Origin of the sequence: Streptomyces sp. NBC_01166 (assembly GCF_045039765.1) — a bacterium.
GTDB lineage: Bacteria > Actinomycetota > Actinomycetes > Streptomycetales > Streptomycetaceae > Streptomyces.
Map to the genome: position 1 here is coordinate 8,112,581 of NZ_CP108613.1, position 18,492 is coordinate 8,131,072.

Genomic DNA, 18,492 nt, shown 5'->3' on the forward strand with positions numbered 1-18,492 from the left:
GACGATGGGTCTTCGATGACGGATCCCACAGCTCGCCCCGTGTCGCTCTCCCCGACGAGCCTCGACGGCGTACGCCGGCGAATCGGTGACTATTCGGACAGGACCATCACCGAGGCCTGCGCCATCGGCCTGTCGTACTGGGCGACGGGCCGCAGCCCCGATGGCATCGACCTCACCTCGGGCACACTCTTCCCCGACGTCCTCCGGTGGGTGGACAACGGGGGTTCAGTACCCGTCGGCTGGGAGGTCGGCGCCGACGGCCGGAGCATCCACGCCCCCGAAGGCGTCGCGCCCGCCGACGCACAACTCGCGCTGGACGACCTGGCCGACTTCCCGGACCGGCCCCTCGGCACCATCGGCCCCTTCGGCCCGGCGGCGAGGATCAAGGCCCTGACCGAGTGGAACGACACCGAGGTGGACCGGATCCGCCCGACCGTCGTCGAGATGTTCCGCGAGCAGGCACGGACGAGGCCGGACGCCGTCGCGATCGTCGACGAGCACCGTTCGCTGACGTACCGTGAGACGGCCGAGCTCTCGGGCCAGCTGGCCCACCATCTGATCGAACGCGGGCTCACCGCCGAACAGGTCGTCGGCATCTCGCTGGGCCGCTCGGCCGACATGGTGATCGGCCTGCTCGGGGTGCTCCAGGCGGGGTGCGCGTTCGTCCCGCTCGACCCGCAGTGGCCGGCCGAGCGCCGAGCCGTCGTCATCGAGGACGCCCGGGTCGTGCTGCAGCTCAACGCCTCCGGTGAGCCCCCGGCGGGCGAACCCGCGGCCGTGGCCGTCTCCATCGGGGCCTGGGGCTTCGGATCCCGCCCCTCCGAGGGGCCCGAGATCACCGTCCCCGGGGCCGCGCTGGCGTACGTCATCTTCACGTCCGGTTCCACAGGCCGGCCCAAGGGGGCCATGATCCGGCACGAGGCGATCAGTGAGCGCCTGTTGTGGCAGTCCGGGGAGATCCTGGGCTTCGGCCACGACGACGCGTCGCTCTTCAAGGCGCCGCTGTCCTTCGACATCTCCATCAACGAGATCTTCCTGCCCCTGGTGTGCGGCGGCAGACTCGTGGTCCTGCGGCCCGGCGGCGAACGCGATCCCCACCATCTGCTGAGTGTGCTGTCCGAACAGCGCGTCACCTTCACCTATCTGGTGTCGTCCATGCTCGACGTGCTGCTGGAGATGGAAGGCGGCTCCGGGCAGCTGGACAGCCTGCGGCACGTGTGGTGCGGCGGCGAGGTGCTGACCCCGGAGCTCTACGAGCGTTTCCGCACCCGCCTCGGCATACCCATGTACCACGGGTACGGCCCGGCCGAGACGACGATCGGCGTCTCGCACGTCATCTACCGCGGCGCGGCCGAGCGCCTGTCGACATCGATCGGCAAGGCGAACCCCAACACCCAGCTGTACGTGCTCGACGACGAGCTGCGCCCGGTCCCGGTCGGGGTCGGCGGCGAGCTGTACGCCGGAGGCCTCCTGCTGGGACGCGGGTACGTCAACGCGCCCGGCCTGACCGCCTCCCGCTTCGTCGCGAACCCCTTCGCCGCGGACGGATCCCGGCTGTACCGCACCGGTGACCTCGCGCGGTTCGCCCCGGACGGATCGCTGGACTTCCTCGGCCGGGCCGACAACCAGATCAAGATCCGCGGCATGCGGCTGGAGATCGAGGATGTCGAGCTGGGCCTTGCGGAACACCCGTCCGTACGGCACACCTGCGTGGTCGCGAAGAAGAACACGGCGGGCGGCACCTATCTGGTGGCCTACGTCATCCCTTCCACCGGCAGCGAGGAGCTGCACGCCGACGAGGTCAGGGCGTGGGCCGAAGAGCACATGGTGGAGTACATGGTGCCCGCCCATGTCGTCGTCCTGGAGGCGTTCCCGCTCACCGCGAACGGCAAGGTCGACCGGGCCGCGTTGCCGGACCCCGTCACCGGGACCGGCTCCGTCGTGGCGCCCGTCACCGGGAACGAGCGTGTGGTGTGCGCGGCGGTCGCGTCGGTCCTGGGTCTCGACGAGGTCGGCGTCGACCAGGACTTCTTCCGGCTCGGCGGAGACAGCATCCTGGCGATCTCGCTGCTGGGCGCGCTGCGCGCCGCCGGTCTCCACGTCACGGCCGGGCAGATCTTCACCCACAGCGTGGTGGGCGCGCTGGCGGCGGTCGTGAACGGTGAGGACGTCTCCTGCGCGGAGGACGGGGACGAGGCGACCGGCTCCGTCGTCGGTTTACCCGTCGTGCAGTGGCTCGGCCGGACGACGGACGCGATCGACGGCTTCGTCCAGTCGGTCGTGCTGAACACCCCGGCGGACCTCACCCCCGACGCCCTCGACACGATCCTCACCGCCGTGGCCCGGCGCCACGACATGCTGCGCGCCCGACTGGTGCGCGGCGATCGCTGGGGATTCGACATCCCGGAGGCGGACGGAGCCGTCGTGGGATGGCGGGAGAGCGACCTGTCGGCGGACGCCTGTGCGGCGCTCGCGGCGGAGGGGCTCGACCCGGACCACGGTGCCATGCTGTGCGCCGTCTGGCGCCGCGAGGCACGGCAACTGGTCGTGGCCGTCCACCACGTGGTCGTCGACGGTGTGTCCTGGCGGATCCTGATGGAGGACCTGGCCACCGCATGGCGGCAGTTCACCTCCGGCGTGCCCGTCGAGCTGCCCCCGGTGGGGACCTCGTTCCGGCGCTGGACGCAGCTGCTGGAGGGCACCGATTTCGAACGGGACCGCGCTGCCTTCCGGCGTTCACTCCCGGGACCGGACGGACCGCTGGGCAGGCGGCCGCTGACCGAGACCGACACCGTCGCCCGGGAACGGAGCCGGACCGTATCGGTGGGCGCCGAGGCCACGGCCGCGCTGCTGGGGGAGATACCCGCGAGGTTCCACGCCGGCGTCAACGACGTACTGCTCACGGCCCTCGCCGTCGCCCTCGCCCGGTGGCGCCGCGACCTCGGGCAGGACCAGTCGTTCGCACACATCGAACTGGAGGGGCACGGCCGCGAAGGCCGGTTCGTGGCGGAGACCGCCGGCTTCGAGCCGGACCTCTCCCGGACGGTGGGCTGGTTCACCACCCTGTTCCCGGTAGTGGTGGACCCCGGTGCGGCGACCGACCCGACCGCCCCCGCGTATCTGTCCGCCGCGCTCAAGGCGGTGAAGGACGACCTCGGCCGGGTTCCCGGCAACGGGCTCTCCTACGGTGTCCTGCGGTACCTCACCGACACCGGGCTCGACACCCCGGCACCGCAGGTGCTGTTCAACTATCTGGGCCGCCTCGACTCGGGCACCTCCGATGAATGGCGGTTCGCCGGGGCCGCAGGGCAGTTGGGCGAGAAGCGCGACCCCCGGATGCGCCTGCCGCGCGCCCTGGAGTTCAACGCGGTCGCCGAACCCGCCTCGAACGGCGAGTACCAGCTGGTGACCACCATCTCCTGGCCCGACGGGATGTTCACCGACGACGACACCGCCACCATCGGCGCATATCTTCGCGAGGCCCTGACCGGGCTCGCCGTCCTGGACCACGGTGGCCATTCTCCCGGCGACTTCGCCCCCGTGCCGCTCACACAGGCCGACGTCGACGCCCTGGACGGCCCGGCGCTGCGGGACATCCTGCCCCTGACCCCGCTGCAGGAGGGCCTCTACTTCCACTCGGTCTTCGACGACGACGCGGCGGGCAGCTACGTCGAGCAGCAACTGCTCACCCTGGAGGGCGAGGTGGACGCGGACCGGCTGGCATCGGCGGCGACGCGTCTGCTCGCCCTGTACCCGAATCTGGCCGCGCGGTTCGTGGCCCTGGCCGACGGCCGGGTGGTATCCGTGCTGGAGGGCGGTGTGGAGGCCCCCTTCACCACGCTGGACCGCCCCGGCATCACCGACGCCGAGATCCGCGACCACGCCGAGCGGGACCGGCGCGCGGGATTCGGACTGTCCACCGGTCCGCTGATGCGGTACACGCTCATCCGCGCGGGCTCCGGCAGGAACGTGCTCGTGCAGACCGTCCACCACATCGTCGCCGACGGCTGGTCGGTGCCGCCGATGCTCCGCACGCTGCTGGCCGAGTACCACACGCCGGGGGCCCTGTACCCGCTCGGCGGCTTCCCCGACCACGCACGACGGATCGCCAAGGCCGACGACGACGAGAGCGACCGGGTCTGGCGCGACCAGCTCGCCGGCCTGCCCGGCCCCTCCCTGGTCGCCGAGGGGCACACCCCCTCCGACCGCTTCGCCGACGCCACTGCGGAGCCCGAGGAAGACATCGACGCGGCCGTCCGGGCGGCGGGCATCCCGCTGAGCGTGGCGGTGCACAGTGCCTGGGCCGTGACACTGGGCGGCATCCTGCGGAGCAGGGACGTGGTCTTCGGATCCACGGTGTCCGGCCGCGACGCCGAGGTGCCCGGGATCGAGGACATGGTGGGCCTGTTCATCAACACGATTCCGCTGCGCGCCCGTTGGGACGGGGACAGCACGGCCCATGACCTGCTCGCCTCGGTCCGGGAACACCAGGGCGCCGTGCTGGCGCACCAGCACGTCTCGCTGGCGCGGATCGGCCACCAGGCCGGTGGCGGCGCCCTGTTCGACACCCTGGTGGTCTTCGACGTGGCGACCGACGTGGGGGCACTGCGGCAGCCCGGCGACGAGCTGGTCGTCACCGGCATCGTCAACGAGGGCGCCCCCCACTACCCACTGACCCTGGTAGTGGAACGCACACCCGCCGGGCGCCCCCGCTTCAACCTGATCCACGACAGGGAACTGCTCCGCGAGGAGAGCGTCCAGGCGATCCTTCGCACGTTCACCGCGACGCTCACCCGCCTGCTCACCCGGCCGGACGCCCTGGTCGACGAGCTGGCGCCCGAAGGGTCCCGGCGCCCCGCCCGGATCGCCCCGACCACCCTGGGCCAACTGTTCGACGCCGCCGCGAACCGCGCCCCGGAGTCCACCGCGGTCACCCACTGCGCACTCGACGGCGGGACAAGGTCCCTGACGTACGGCGAACTGGCCGACGCCAAGGACGCGCTGGCCGCGGCCCTGCGCGCTGCCGGTGTCGCGCCGGGCACGCGAGTCGCCGTGGCCCTCCCGCGCTCCGTGGAGCAGGTCGTCGCCCTGGTGGCGATCGTCACGGCGGGCGGCGCGTACGTACCCCTGGACCTGGCCTACCCGGACGAACGGCTGGAGTACATCCTCACCGACGCCGCTCCGCAGGCCGTTCTCGTGGACCGTGAGCAGCGGGACCGCTTCACGGAGCTGCTCAGCCGGGGACCGGGCGTGCCGCCCCGCGTCATCGTGCTGGGGGAGGAGCTCCCGGAGGAGCGCGAGCCGGCGCCCGTCACCACCCGGGCCGGATGGCACGACCCCGCGTACGTGATCTACACGTCCGGCTCGACCGGCAGACCCAAGGGTGTCGTCGTCCCGCACTCCAGCGTGGTGACGCTGCTCGCGAACACCCGGCCCGCCATGGACTTCGGCCCCCAGGACGTGTGGGTCCAGTTCCACTCGTACTCCTTCGACTTCGCGGTCTGGGAGCTGTGGGGCGCGCTGGCGCACGGCGGTGAACTGCTGGTGCCCGATTACGGGCTGACCCGCTCCCCGGTGGACTTCCACCGGCTGGTCCGCGAGCGTGGAGTGACCGTGCTCAATCAGACCCCCTCGGCCTTCTACCGGTTCGTCGAGGCGGACCGGCACGCGGCCGAGCCGCTGCCCGCCCTGCGCCGGATCATCTTCGGGGGCGAAGCGCTCGATCCCGCGCGGCTGCGCGGCTGGGTGGAGCGGCACGGCACCGGCTCGCCCGAGCTGGTCAACATGTACGGCATCACCGAGACCACGGTCCACGTCACCCACCGAGTGCTCACCGACGAGGACTTCGACGCGGACGTCAGCCCCATCGGCGGTCCGGTCCCCGGGCTGGCCACCTACCTCCTCGACGACCGGCTCCGCCCCGTGCCGCCGGGCAGGGTGGGTGCCATCTACGTGGCCGGTGACCAGGTGTCGCTCGGCTACCTGGGCAGACCGGGGCTGACGGCGGGCCGGTTCGTGGCGAACCCGTTCGCGGACGACGGCTCCCGCATGTACCACACGGGTGACCTGGCCCGCCGCACGCTCGACGGGGAGCTGGAGTTCGCCGGGCGCGCCGACGACCAGGTGCAGCTCAAGGGTTTCCGTATCGAGCTCGGCGAGGTGGAGGCCGCCGTCAGGGCGCTCGACGGAGTGGTCGACGTGGCCGTCACCGTGGCCGGCAGCGGTGACCACCTGGTCGCGCACGTGGTGGGTGAGGTGCCGGGCGACCTCACCGGCCGCCTGTCCGCGAAGCTGCCCGCGCACATGGTCCCGGGCCGTGTCCTCCGGGCCGACGCCCTGCCGCTGACGGTCAACGGCAAGCTGGACCGGAAGGCCCTGACCGAACGCTCCGCGGAGGATGCCCCCGGGGTCGCCGTGACCGGTCCCGCGACCGCCGTGACCGGTTCCGCGCTCGCCGCGCTGGTGGAGATCTTCGCGGAGACACTGCCCGGCTCCCTGTCCGTGGACGGGGACACCGACTTCTTCTCCGCCGGGGGCGACAGCATCGTCGCCATCACCGTCATCAACCGGGCCAGGGCGCTCGGCCTGTCGATCGCGCCACGGGACGTGTTCCTCTTCAGGACACCCCGCGCGCTCGCCGAGCACCTCAAAACGCGTACACAGCCGGCCGTGGCATCCGCGCCCGGTCTCCGTGCGGACGGCCCGCTGACACCCACACCGGTCATCCTGCGCCAGCGGGAACTGGGCGGCTCACTCGCCCGGTTCGCCCAGGCCAGGACCGTCGTGGCGGCCGAAGGCACCGGCTTCGCCGAAGCCGAGGCCGCGGCGAACACGGTCGTGGCCGCGCATCCGGCGCTCAGGCTGCGGCTCCACGTGGAGCACGGCGTGTGGGCGCTGCGCACGGAGCCCGCCCGCGACATCGCCGTCGTCCGGACGGACACCGCGGACGCCACGGCAGCGGCGGAGGAGGCGGCCGGGCGCCTCGATCCCGAGGCCGGCGAGGTCATCGCGTTCTCCTGGCTGGAACCGAGCCGGACTCTGGTGGTCACCGTCCACCACCTCGCCGTCGACGCCGTGTCCTGGCTGGTCCTGCTGGACGACCTGGCCACCGTCATGCGCGGGGCGACGCTGCCACCGCCGACCACCCCCTACGCCGAGTACGCCGAAGCCCTGAGCGCCGGGGCCGCCCATGTCACCGACGGCCTGGGCCACTGGATCACCACGCTCCAGGCGCCCCAGCTGCTGCCCGTGGCCGAACGGTTGCGGCACACGAAGGTCGTCCTCGCACCCGAGGTGAGCGACCGGGTGACGCGCACCGCGCCCGCCGCACTCGGTGTCGGCCTGACCGAGTTGCTGTGCGGCGCGCTCCGGGCCGCGCTGACACGCGTACAGCCGACGCCCACCGACCTCGCCGTCGATCTGGAACGGCACGGCCGGGTACCGGCGCTGGAACACCACGACTACACCCGCACGGTCGGCTGGTTCACCTCCATCGCCCCCGTACGGCTGACCGCGCACTCCGACCCCGTGGCGGCGTCCCGCGAGGTGGCCGAACGCCAGCCCGACGAGTGCGGACACGTCGCCTACGGCCAGCTCCGGTATCTCAACCCGCAGACGGCCCCCCTGCTGAGGGCCCGCCCCCAGGTGCTGTTCAACTACCTCGGCCGGGGTGGCGAGTCCCAGGTTCCGCACATCACCGGCGGAGACCAGGGCAGCCCGTACGCCGTCGAGGTCAACGCCTGGACCGACGAGGCGAGCGGAAGCCTGCACGCGGCCTTCACCCTCGCCGAGGGCATTCCCGACGAGCTGACCGGGCACTGGCTCGACGCACTCGAACGCCTCGCGGACGCCTCCGCCACGGCCGAGCGATCGGCACCGGTCACCCCACTCCAGCGAGGCCTCTTCTTCCAGGCACAGATGGCCGGCCCGGCCGGACACTACGTCGCCCAGAGCTACTTCGGCTTCGACCGGCGCCTGGACACCGACGCGCTGTCCGAGGCGATGGCGCACGTCATCGCGCGACACCCCGTCGTGGGCGCCGGCTTCACCACCGACGACGACGGCAACCCCGTCCAGGTGCTCGCCGCGGGCCGGCGGGTCGTCGTCCGTACGGCCGAGCTGCTGACGGACGCGGACGTCGAAACCCTGCGGGCACGGGACCGCGACACGGGATTCGACCCCGGCGAGCCGCCGCTGATCCGGATGACGGTCGTACGTCTGCCCGGCGGACGCGACGGCCTGCTGTTGAGCTACCACCTGCTGCTGTGGGACGGCTGGTCCCGGGAGATCCTGCTGCGGGACCTGTTCGACGCCTACGAGGCGGTCCTCGCGGGCGAGGAACTGGACCCCGCCCCGGCGACGCCGAGCTTCGAGGACCACGCCCGGGCCCTCGCCGCCCGGGACCCCGAGGTCTCGGAGCGCTTCTGGGCGGAGCACCTGGCCGGCCTGACCGGTCCGACGCTCCTCGCCGGCCCGGACCCGTCCCTCCCGGACGCCCTGCCGCGCGCGCTCGTGCACACGTTGTCCGCCGGGGAGTCGGACCTCCTCCGGGAGACGGCGAAGGCGCACGGCGTCACACTGAACACGGTGCTGACCGGGGCGTTCGGCCTCCTGCTGGGCGCGCACACGGGCCGGAGCGACGCGGTGTTCGGCGTGACCGTCTCCGGCCGGGAGGGCGAGGGGCTCTCCGGCATCGTCGGCGTGCTCCTCAACACCGTTCCCATGTGGACACGGGCACGGCCCCAGGACACGGTCCAGCAGTACCTCTCGGGCGTCCAGGCGGCCAGGGTCGAGGCGATGGAGCACGAGCACCTGGGGCTCGGAGAGATCCAGCGGGCCAGTGGGCACGGAGGCCTGTTCGACAACCTGTTCGTGCTCCAGAACTTCCTGGACATGGACGCGTTCGCCGCGATGAACGCCCGGCACGGCATCACGTCGGTGAAGGCCGACGACTCGACGCACTATCCGTTCACCTGGGTCGTCACACCCGGGGAGCGGCTCACGGTCAAACTGGAGCACCGGGACGAGGACACCGGGAGAGCCCGGCGTCTCCTCGACGACTACCTGCGCCTGCTCGACGACCTGGCGCGGCGGACCGGACCGATCGGCGCGCTGCGCGGCCCCGGCCCCGAACCCGAGCCCGCCGGGCGCACCGACATCGGCACGGACACCGTCGTCGACCGGTTCGACCGGGCGGCGGCCCGGAACCCGCAGCGGACCGCCCTCGTCGCCCACGGCTCGACCATGACCTTCGCCCGGCTACGCGACCGCAGCCGTGCGGTGGCCGGAGTACTCGCACAGCGGGGCATCGGCCCGGAGACGACGGTGGGCCTCGCCGTCCCGCGCTCCCTCGATTCGATCGTGGCACTCTTCGCCGTACTGCGGACCGGTGCCGCCTACGTGCCGCTGGAGCTCGACCACCCGGACGAACGGATCACCGCGATCATCGACGCCGCACGCCCGGACGTGATCCTCACGGTCAGCGCCGTGTCGCCACGGCTGACCGGTGACCTGATCGAACTCGACCGGCCCCTGTCCGAGTCCGAGCCGTACGTGACGTTCGCGCCGGACGACCCGGACCGCCTGCGGCACCCCGCGTACACGATCTACACCTCCGGATCGACCGGGAAGCCCAAGGGCGTGGTGACCGAGTACGCCGGGCTCACCAACATGCTGATCAACCATCAGCGCCGCATCTTCGAACCCGTGCTCGCCGAGCACGGGCACCGGACCTTCCGGATCGCGCACACCGTGTCGTTCGCGTTCGACATGTCCTGGGAAGAGCTGCTGTGGCTCGCCGACGGCCACGAGGTGCACATCTGCGACGAGGAACTGCGCCGCGACGCGCCCCGGCTGGTCGAGTACTGCGCGGAGCACGGGATCGACGTCATCAACGTGACCCCGACCTACGCACAGCAACTGGTCGCCGAAGGCCTGCTCGACGATCCCGCCCGGCGCCCGGCGCTGGTGCTGCTGGGCGGGGAGGCCGTCACCCCCACCCTGTGGCAGCGGCTCGCGGAGACCGAGGGGACGGCCGGCTACAACCTGTACGGACCCACCGAGTACACCATCAACACCCTGGGCGTCGGCACCTTCGAGTGCCAGGACCCGGTGGTGGGCGTGGCGATCGACAACACCGACGTGTACGTCCTGGACCCCTGGCTGCGGCCGCTGCCGGACGGAGTGCCGGGTGAGCTGTACGTGTCGGGCATCGGCATCGCGCGCGGGTATCTCGGGCAGCCCGCCCAGACCGCGGACCGGTTCGTCGCGTGCCCCTTCGGCGAACCAGGCGAGCGCATGTACCGCACAGGGGACCTTGTCTCCCGACGGCCCGACGGGCACCTGATGTACCTGGGCCGGACCGACCAGCAGGTCAAGATCCGGGGCCACCGGGTCGAACCGGGCGAGGTCGAGGCCGCTTTCGCGGCTCACCCGGCGGTGCGGTTCGTCGCCGCGGTCGCGCAGCCCGACCCGCAGGTCGACGGCGCCTACCGGCTGGCCGCCTACCTCGTGCTGAGCGGCTCAGACCTGGCCGCGGTCGCCGCCGAGGTCGGCGCGCGGCTGCCGGACTTCCTGCGCCCCACGCACTACGCCCAGGTCGACGGCATCCCGCTGACCGTGAACGGGAAGGCCGACACCAAGTCCCTTCCGGAGGCCAGGCCGCTCGGCGTGCTGACCACGGGAGGCGAGCGCGGGCCGGAGACGGAGACGGAGACAGTGGTCTGCGAGTTCTTCGCCGAGGCGCTGGACCTGGACGACGACGAGGTCAGCGCGGTGAGCGACTTCGTCTCCCTGGGCGGGCATTCCATGCTGGCGGTGCGGCTGATCGGGCTGCTCCGCCGGGAGTACGGTCCTGTGATCACGATCCGTGATCTGCTCACCCTTCGAACCCCGGAAGCGATTGCCCGCCACCTTGATGACAACACCTGACGTGCACCGCCCCCGCCCGGGCGCCGACATCCTCCGGACCGCCCTGCGCCGCAACGCCGGCGCGGTGGTGCGGGGCACCGTCCTCATGGGCCTGTACCAGGCGGGTGAGACCGCCTTCCCGATCGCGCTCGGCCTGATCGTCGAGCACACGATGCGGGACCGGAGCCTCGGCTCGCTCGGCCTGTCGATCGCCGCGCTGGCGGTGATCATCACGACAGTCTCGCTGTCGTGGCGGTTCGGGATGCGTGTCCTGCAGAAGGCCAACACGACCGAGGCACACCGCTGGCGGGTGCGGGTGGCGGCCTGCGGTCTCCAGCCGGTGGCCAGGGACGTCGGCCTGAAGTCCGGCGAGGTGCTGACCATCGCCACCGAGGACGCCGATCAGACGGCCGACATCGTGGAGGTGGTGCCGCTGCTGGTCAGCTCGCTGGTCGCGGTGGTCGTCGCCTCCGTCGCGCTGGGCCTGGCGGACGTCCGGCTCGGTCTGCTGGTGGTCGTGGGGACGGTCGCGATCCTGTCGATCCTGAGCGTCATGTCCAAGCGGATCGGCGCGAGCACCCGCGAACAGCAGGCCCGGGTGGCCCGGGCGGGTGCCAAGGTCGCCGACCTGATCTCCGGTCTGCGCCCGCTGCACGGCTTCGGCGGCAACCACGCGGCGTTCCGGTCCTACCGGAAGGTCAGCACGGAGGCCAGGGTCCAGGCGATCACGGTGGCCAAGGTCAACGGTGTGTACGCGGGTACCGCGCTGGCTCTCAACGCGATCCTCGCCGCCGCCGTCACCCTGACGGCGGGCTGGCTGGCGTACGGAGGCCGCATCACCATCGGGGAACTCGTCATGGCCGTGGGGCTGGCGCAGTTCGTGATGGAGCCGCTGAAGATGTTCTCGGAGATGCCGAAGTACGTGATGATGGCGCGCGCCTCGGCCGAGCGGATGGCGCTGGTGCTGGCAGCGCCGCCCCTCACGGCGCCGGGCCAGGACACTCCCGCCACCGGCGGGGACCTCGAGGTCGACGCTGTCCGCCACGGGTCTCTGCACGGGCTCACGTTCCGGGTGCGCGCCGGCGAGTTCGTCGCCATCGCCCCCTATCAGCCGCGAGCGGCCGCCGATCTCGCCTCGGTCCTGGGGGCGAACGTCCCGCCCCAGGCCTACGAGGGCGCGGTGCGGGTCGGCGGGAGGGAGATCGCGGAGCTGTCCGTCGAGGCCCTGCGCGAGCACATGCTGGTGAACCCGTACGACGGCGAGATCTTCGCGGGCAGCCTCCGCACGAACATCGACCCGTCGGGCACCAGCCGGATGGTCCCCGAGGCCGTGGAGGCGTCGCTCCTGACCGACGTCGTGGCCCTGCACCGCGAGGGGCTCGACCACGGGGTACGTGACCGTGGCGCGAACCTCTCCGGGGGGCAGCGCCAGAGGCTGTCCCTGGCGCGTGCCCTCGCCGCCGATTCCGACGTACTGGTTCTGCACGACCCGACGACAGCGGTCGACGCGGTCACCGAACAGCTGATCGCCCGTAACATCGCGAAACTGCGCAAGGGCCGCACCACCGTCGTGATCACCAGCAGCCCCGCGCTCCTGGACGCCGCCGACCGTGTGCTCGTCATGGACGACGGTGCCGTCACGGCCGACGACACCCATCGCCGCCTCCTCGCCACCGACGAGGCCTACTGCAGGGCCGTGGCCCGGTGACCGCTACCGGGCGAGCGTCCAGGCGACGTCCCTGACGAGCGCGTGCCGCCAGCCCGCCCGGTCGTGTCCCGAAGCCGACCGTGAGACGCGTACGGCCGCACCGGCCTGCTCGGTCAGGGTCTCGGCGAGCTCGCAGTGGGGGAGCATCCGCGCCTCGTGTTCCCCCACGTCGAACGCGACCCTCAGCCGGGACAGGTCGGGGCGCTCCCGGAGCCGCGCGGCGATGGCGCCGCCCATGGGGCCCTCCATGAGGTCCGTCCGGTCCAGGGCCCCGGGCGCCCACCAGAACGACGGGGACTGGCAGGCGACGCGGGACACCAGACCGGGGAACTCCAGCGCCGCGTACATCGCGCTGAGTCCTCCGAGGCTCTGTCCGGCGACCACCAGCCGGTCCCAGTCGGCGGGCACACCGGATTCCGCCACCAGCCGGGGCAGTTCGTCCCGGACCGCCTCCCACAGCTCGGGGCTGCACTGGAATTCGGCCGCCCTGTCCTTGGCAGGCAGGAAGACCAGGGTGACAGCCGGCATCTCGCCTGCTGCGAAGGCCGAGTCGAACGCTGTCATGGCCGGGTGGAGATACAGCCAGTCGTCGCCGTCGAGCAGCAGGACCACAGGACCGCCGCCGCCCACCGGGTGGACCCGCACGGTGCGGCGTCCGCCGAGCCGGCCGCCTGCCCAGCGGATACGGGCCTTCGGCACCGGCAGGACGTCGTCGGCACCCACGGTGGGCCAGTACGGGTGGGGAGGGGCGTCCGGCGTCGCGGCGATGGACCGGTCACCGCCCGCCCCGACCGGGTTCAACGGATCGGCGTACACCGCGTCGTCCACGAGGAACCGATAGGTCACCCGCAAACGCGGGGGCATGGGCACCTCGGCGTACCAGCAGTCGGTGTCGCCCCATCGGCGCAGGGGGAGGGGCTTCGACCAGCTCTCGAAGACGATGGTCGCGGGCGACCCGCGCCACAGGAACAACGTCACCCAGCCGCCCTCGTCTCCGGGCACCGACCAGGGCGACCGCGCGGCCGCCCAGAACGCGTCGGAACCGGGGCTTCCGGACAGCCCGAACGCGCCGAACGCGTTCTCGGAGCCGGCAGCGAGAACGGACGCGGGTTCGCTCATGGCCGACCCGCCGGAGCTGCTGAGGGACATGAACGTCTCCTTGTGAGAGGGGAGTTGCAGAGATGAGCTCGCAAATGATTAGGTGAGCCTAACCTAATCATCGTCTTCGCTTCCATCCCCCGCCCACCTCAGAACGGTCCTTCCATGTCCTGCCGAGCAATCCGTCCGCGACCGGGTGAGGAGCGGCTTTGATCACGGTCACGCCGCGATCCGCCCCCTTGCCCGGCGAGCTGCGCGCCGCGAAGCCCGGCCTGCGTCCCGGCCGCGCGGCGGACGCTGCCGCACTCGCGGACCTGGCCCGGCCGTTCGTGCGCTCGGGGGCCTTGCGTGAGCGGCCCGTCGCGCTCTACGCGGCCCGGGCGGCGGACTTCCTGGTGGCCGAGGGTCACGGAGGCTCCCTCGAAGGCTGCGTCGGCCTGCGGGTCTACCCGGACGATGTCGAGGACCAGGGTCCCGCGGGCGTTCTGTACAACTTCTGCGTGGCCGGGCACCGGCAGGGCCGAGGGGTGGGAGCCGGGCTCCTGCGTGCCGTGCTGGCCCGGTCGCGCGACCAGGGCGTCGGAGCCCTGTTCACCGCGACGACCGGCGACGGCGCACTCTTCCTGCGCCACGGGTTCACGCCCGCGACCGCACGTCCGGCACCGCTGTCGTGGGTGAAGTCGCTGGATCCCCGGCGCAACGTGCGGGTGCTCGCGCTCACTTGGTGAGCGCAGGCCGTCAACTCCCGTCGGCGACGGCGGAGGCGTGCGCAGACCGGGGACGACCGGAGCCGGTCCCGTCGGGTGCGACCACGGCCCCCGGGCCCGTCCCGCCGGGCACGACCGTGGTCCCGGGGCTGGTCTCGTCGAGCGCGCCCCGCAGCACCGCGTGCGGCACGCGGCCGTCGAGCACGTGCGCGCTGCGCACGCCGCCGCGGACGGCGCGCAGGCAGCCTTCCATCTTGGGCAGCATTCCGCTCGCCAGCCCCGGCAGCAGTTCGTGCAGCGCGTCGGCGGTCATCCGCTGGATCACCTCGGAGCTCTCCGGCCAGTTCGCGTAGAGCCCTTCCACGTCCGTGAGTATCACCAGCCGCTCGGCGTCGAGGGCGACCGCCAGGGCCGACGCCGCGAGATCGGCGTTGACGTTGTAGACGTGCCCGCCCTCGCCGCGTGCGACGGGCGATACCACCGGGATGTGTCCCTGGTCCAGAAGTGTGCGCAGCATCCCCGGGTTCACGTCCACGACGTCACCGACGAGACCGATGTCCACGGGCAGGCCGTCCACCCATGCCGGCCGCCGGACTGCCGTCATGGTGTGTGCGTCCTCGCCCGTCATGCCGACGGCGAAGGGGCCGTGGGTGTTGATGTGACCCACCAGCTCCCGCTGCACCCCGCCCGTCAGCACCATGCGCACCACCTGCATGGTCTCCGGTGTGGTCACCCGCAGACCCGCCTCGAAGCGCGTCTCGAGGCTGAGGCGGTCCAGCATCGCGTTGATCTGCGGCCCGCCCCCGTGCACGACGACGGGGCGCAGCCCGGCGCGCCACAGCTCCACCACGTCGTGTGCGAAGGACCGTTGGAGGTCCGCGTCCACCATGGCGTTGCCGCCGAACTTGACGACGACCACGTCCATGGGTCAACTGCCTCCGTCGAAGACACACGCATCCCTGGGGAATCCCGGGCGTAGATAGCTTAGCCTAACCTAATCCGCCTCGCCGGTACCCGGCCGTGCTCAGGTGGCCGGCAGAGCCGCACGGTGGGGCGCGAGGAAGTCGGCGAGTGACGTCGGCTGACGGCCGGTCAGCCGCTCGACGGCGTGCGTCGTCGTCTCGATCCGGAGGCAGCGGGCCTGGAGGCGGGCGGCGCCGGATGACGCAGGGCCCCGCGGTGGCGGGCAGGACCGCCCGCCCGCCACGCACGTTCACTGGGCGGCGATGCGCAGCACCCCGGTCACGGTGCCCTGCAGATAGGCGCCGTCCGGTGCGATCGTGCCCGCCATCTGAAGGGTGTCGTACAGCGATCCCACCCCGACCTTCGTGGAGCGGGTGATCTGTCCGCCGGCCGGGTCGATCTGCACATAGCGGTACGGGTCCAGCAGGCTCGTTCCCTCGGTGCCGGGGATCAACGGGTCGCGCACCACCGTGTGGAGCATCCCGTCGGCCGTCGACAGCTTCGGCACGGCTGCCGACCGCAGCGCGTTGTCCCACACGAGTGAGCAGCCCGAGCCGTCGGCCCGTACGTCCACCCGGGTCAGGCCGCCCGCGAAGTCCGCGGAGGAGGGCACGCTGGTGCCCGCGCCCTCGGGGACGGCGGGGTACGGGTATCCGTAGGTGCCCGCGACGAAGACACTGCGGCCGGCGCCCACCGGGGAGTTCTCGCTGCCGGGGCCGTTCGCGGCCCTGAGCACCGGGACCGAGCAGACGTCGGAACCGTCCGCGGTGCGGTACACCTTCAGGTTGGCCGCGGTGTCGGCGTTGTCGACGACGGCGACGTACTCGGTTCCCTCGGCCGGACCGAAGAACGTGGGGGTCGACCCGCTGCCCCAGCTCAGCAGGCCGGGCTTACGGGCGGAGCCGCGGTCGTACTCCTTGCGCCAGCGGATCGTCGGCGTGCCGCCCTCCGCGGTCAGCAGGTAGGTGGCATGGGTGGTGGTGACCGCGGTGCCCTCCGGGGCCGTGGAGATGCTGTTGGCCACGCGCTCGCCCGCAGGGAGGGACAGGGCCTTCACCGTGCCGGTGGTGTCGTCGGCCGTGCCCACCACCCCGCCGCCGGTGGCGAACCAGACGCGGCCCTCCCAGTCGGGCGACAGGCCGGTGACCGCGTCGCCCTCGGGTACGGCGGAGGCCAGCGACAGGCTCCGGTCGATCCTCAGACTCCAGTCGCCGTCGCCGTCCCGGTGGTGTCCGACCCGGAGCAGGCTGCGGCTGCCGTCGGCGACGACCAGCCGGTCCTGGTGGTCGATGTAGGCGTAGACGCCGCCCAGCAGCGATCCCTTGGTCAGCTTCAGCGACGCCAGGGAGGCCCCGTCGTCCGGATCGAGCAGATGGACCGTGGGCACCTGGCCGAAGATCGGGGTGCACAGCGCGACGGGGTAGCCGTCGGCCCCGACCAGGACGGTCGGGCAGGCCGAGGCGAGGGCGGTGCGGGAGGACGTGAGGGTGCCGGCACCGGGCCCGGCCAGAGGTGTCGTGTCGGAGGAACCCGTGTCCCCGTGCATGGTGGCGGTGCCGTCGGGGCCAGCGTAGGGGTTGTGAGGAGGCGTCGGGCCGAAGGGCGCCGCGGAGACGGCCGAGGCGGGGACGGCGCAGCCGAGGGCGAGGGCCGCGAGCAGGGCGCCGAGGGTCCTCCGGCGCGAGACCCGGCGGGGAGCGGGGGAGAGGGACACGGCAGGACCGTCCTTTCCGGTTCGGATGTGACCAGGGGGCAGGGGGAATTGGCGCGAGATGCCGACCGTCCTGTGCGCAGGAAGCGTGGGGAGTCCCACGGGCAGGACCGGGCGCGTCGGCTACGACGACGAGGCGGGCAGGCGGGGACACCCTGCGGCAGCGTCGAAAGTGGCCGCCACGGAGCCGCGAGGGGGCCCAGGCGACGGACGGGTGCGGGGGCAGCCCGTCGGCGGTGTCAGCCGGTGCGCGGACAGAGCGCGCCGGCGGTTCGCACGAGATCGACGTGGCGTCGTCGCGTGAACTCCTGGCAGCGCTTCATGCGGGTGATCCAAGCAGCACGGCTGACGCCCGGTCAAGAGCCGCCGAACGGCGTGTGCTTGGCCGTCGCTGTGATCCCGCCAGGCGGTGCGGAGTGGATCGACGCCCGTGTGGACAGGCTCGCGAGCGGGAACCGGCGCCGCTGCCGGGTCCGCGTCGTCGACGGAGACGGGCCTTCCTCGACGGCGGTTGCGCCGCCGTTCGCACGGCCCGGAATCATGGGTGCCGGGCGCCGCACCACGAACACGGCCCCTGTGACACGACCGAGAGGACCCCGTGGCCGACCCCAGGAGCTACATCATCGAGTCATTGGACACAGGGTTGCGTCTGATGCGTCTCTTCCTCACCCACGACACCCTGTCGGTCACCGATGCCGCCAGAGAGCTGGAAGTGGCCCGCTCCACCGCGCACCGGGTGCTCAGCACCCTTGAGTCGCGAGGCTTCGCCACCCGTGACACCTCGGGCCGGGGCTACTCCGCGGGGCCCGAACTGGTCGCCCTGGGCCGTCCGGCCGGCTACGGCCCCGGGATCCGGGCCCGCCTGCAAGTGGTGCTGGACGCGGCCGCCACCGCCACCGGGGAGACGATCAGTACCGCCGCCCTGATCGGCGACCAGGTGATCATCACCGATGGCCGGGAATCGCCGCACCCCGTGCGTGCCGTCCTGGAGACCGGCCGTGCCCACCCCGCACACGCCACCTCGGCGGGCAAAGTGCTCCTTGCCCAGCTGACCACCGAACAGGTCTGCGCTCTCTACCCGGAGGAGCAACTCCCCGGTGTGGCCGGCCACGCCCCCGTCTCCCGTGAAGCCCTGCTCTCGGAGCTGGCCGGTATCCGTACCCTCGGCCGTGCCGACAGCGCCGGGGAGTGGGTGCCGGGGATGAACGCGGTCGCCGTGCCGCTGGCGGGCAGCAGCTGGCGCGACCGGCTCGCGCTGATGGCATCCATGCCGGCGGACCGCGGCGGCGAACCCGAGCTGGCCCGGCATGCCGTCGAGCTGCGGCGTGCGGCGGGGCTCCTGCCGCCACCGTCCTCCTGACCGAGCGCCTTCGGGCGGGTGAACTGCCGGAAGACGA

At 72.3% G+C, this 18,492-nt stretch carries 8 protein-coding genes; 4 read left to right on the forward strand and 4 right to left on the reverse strand.

Annotated features, from left to right (window positions below; translation table 11 throughout):
- Positions 1-15: 15 nt before the first annotated feature.
- Both OG379_RS36715 and OG379_RS36720 read left to right on the forward strand, forming a co-directional pair.
- Positions 16-10,929: an amino acid adenylation domain-containing protein gene (locus OG379_RS36715; protein WP_405667572.1), complete on the forward strand. Its 10,914-nt coding sequence runs from the start codon at positions 16-18 to the stop codon at positions 10,927-10,929.
- Positions 10,916-12,616: an ABC transporter ATP-binding protein gene (locus tag OG379_RS36720; RefSeq protein ID WP_405667573.1), complete on the forward strand. Its 1,701-nt coding sequence runs from the start codon at positions 10,916-10,918 to the stop codon at positions 12,614-12,616. The genes OG379_RS36715 and OG379_RS36720 overlap by 14 nt, the downstream gene beginning before the upstream one ends.
- 3 nt (positions 12,617-12,619) lie before the next feature.
- On the opposite strand, the gene OG379_RS36725 is transcribed toward OG379_RS36720, so the two are convergent.
- Positions 12,620-13,735 carry an alpha/beta hydrolase-fold protein gene (locus OG379_RS36725; RefSeq protein ID WP_405668782.1) on the reverse strand — a complete coding sequence of 372 codons (1,116 nt, stop codon included), beginning with the start codon at positions 13,733-13,735 and terminating at the stop codon, positions 12,620-12,622.
- A gap of 188 nt (positions 13,736-13,923) precedes the next feature.
- Here OG379_RS36725 and OG379_RS36730 point away from each other — a divergent pair, with 188 nt between their 5' ends.
- Positions 13,924-14,442 (forward strand): GNAT family N-acetyltransferase, encoded by a 519-nt coding sequence (locus OG379_RS36730; RefSeq protein WP_405667574.1) that lies wholly within the window; start codon positions 13,924-13,926, stop codon positions 14,440-14,442.
- A gap of 10 nt (positions 14,443-14,452) precedes the next feature.
- Here OG379_RS36730 and argB read toward each other — a convergent pair whose 3' ends face one another.
- From argB to OG379_RS36745, 3 genes are all read right to left on the reverse strand, one after another.
- A complete protein-coding gene (gene argB, locus OG379_RS36735) occupies positions 14,453-15,346 on the reverse strand; it encodes an acetylglutamate kinase (protein ID WP_405667575.1) in 894 nt (297 codons plus the stop codon).
- A 288-nt stretch (positions 15,347-15,634) separates the two neighbouring features.
- Positions 15,635-17,098, reverse strand: a complete 1,464-nt coding sequence (locus OG379_RS36740; protein WP_405667577.1) for a hypothetical protein — start codon at positions 17,096-17,098, stop codon at positions 15,635-15,637.
- 236 nt (positions 17,099-17,334) lie between these two features.
- The gene (locus OG379_RS36745; RefSeq protein WP_393760437.1) at positions 17,335-17,418 is read right to left on the reverse strand and encodes a putative leader peptide; all 84 of its coding nucleotides are present in this window, start codon (positions 17,416-17,418) and stop codon (positions 17,335-17,337) included.
- A 275-nt stretch (positions 17,419-17,693) separates the two neighbouring features.
- On the opposite strand from OG379_RS36745, the gene OG379_RS36750 reads away from it, so the two are divergent.
- Positions 17,694-18,455, forward strand: coding sequence for an IclR family transcriptional regulator (locus OG379_RS36750; RefSeq protein WP_405667578.1), 762 nt, complete (start codon positions 17,694-17,696; stop codon positions 18,453-18,455).
- The last annotated feature ends 37 nt before the right edge of the window (positions 18,456-18,492 follow it).

Bases quoted from the DNA above. Each gene is read 5' to 3' on its own strand.
- OG379_RS36745 (WP_393760437.1), bottom strand. From the start codon at position 17,418: ATGAAGCGCTGCCAGGAGTTCACGCGACGACGCCACGTCGATCTCGTG.
- OG379_RS36725 (WP_405668782.1), bottom strand. From the start codon at position 13,735: ATGAGCGAACCCGCGTCCGTTCTCGCTGCCGGCTCCGAGAACGCGTTC.
- argB (WP_405667575.1), bottom strand. From the start codon at position 15,346: ATGGACGTGGTCGTCGTCAAGTTCGGCGGCAACGCCATGGTGGACGCG.
- OG379_RS36720 (WP_405667573.1), top strand. From the start codon at position 10,916: ATGACAACACCTGACGTGCACCGCCCCCGCCCGGGCGCCGACATCCTC.
- OG379_RS36715 (WP_405667572.1), top strand. From the start codon at position 16: ATGACGGATCCCACAGCTCGCCCCGTGTCGCTCTCCCCGACGAGCCTC.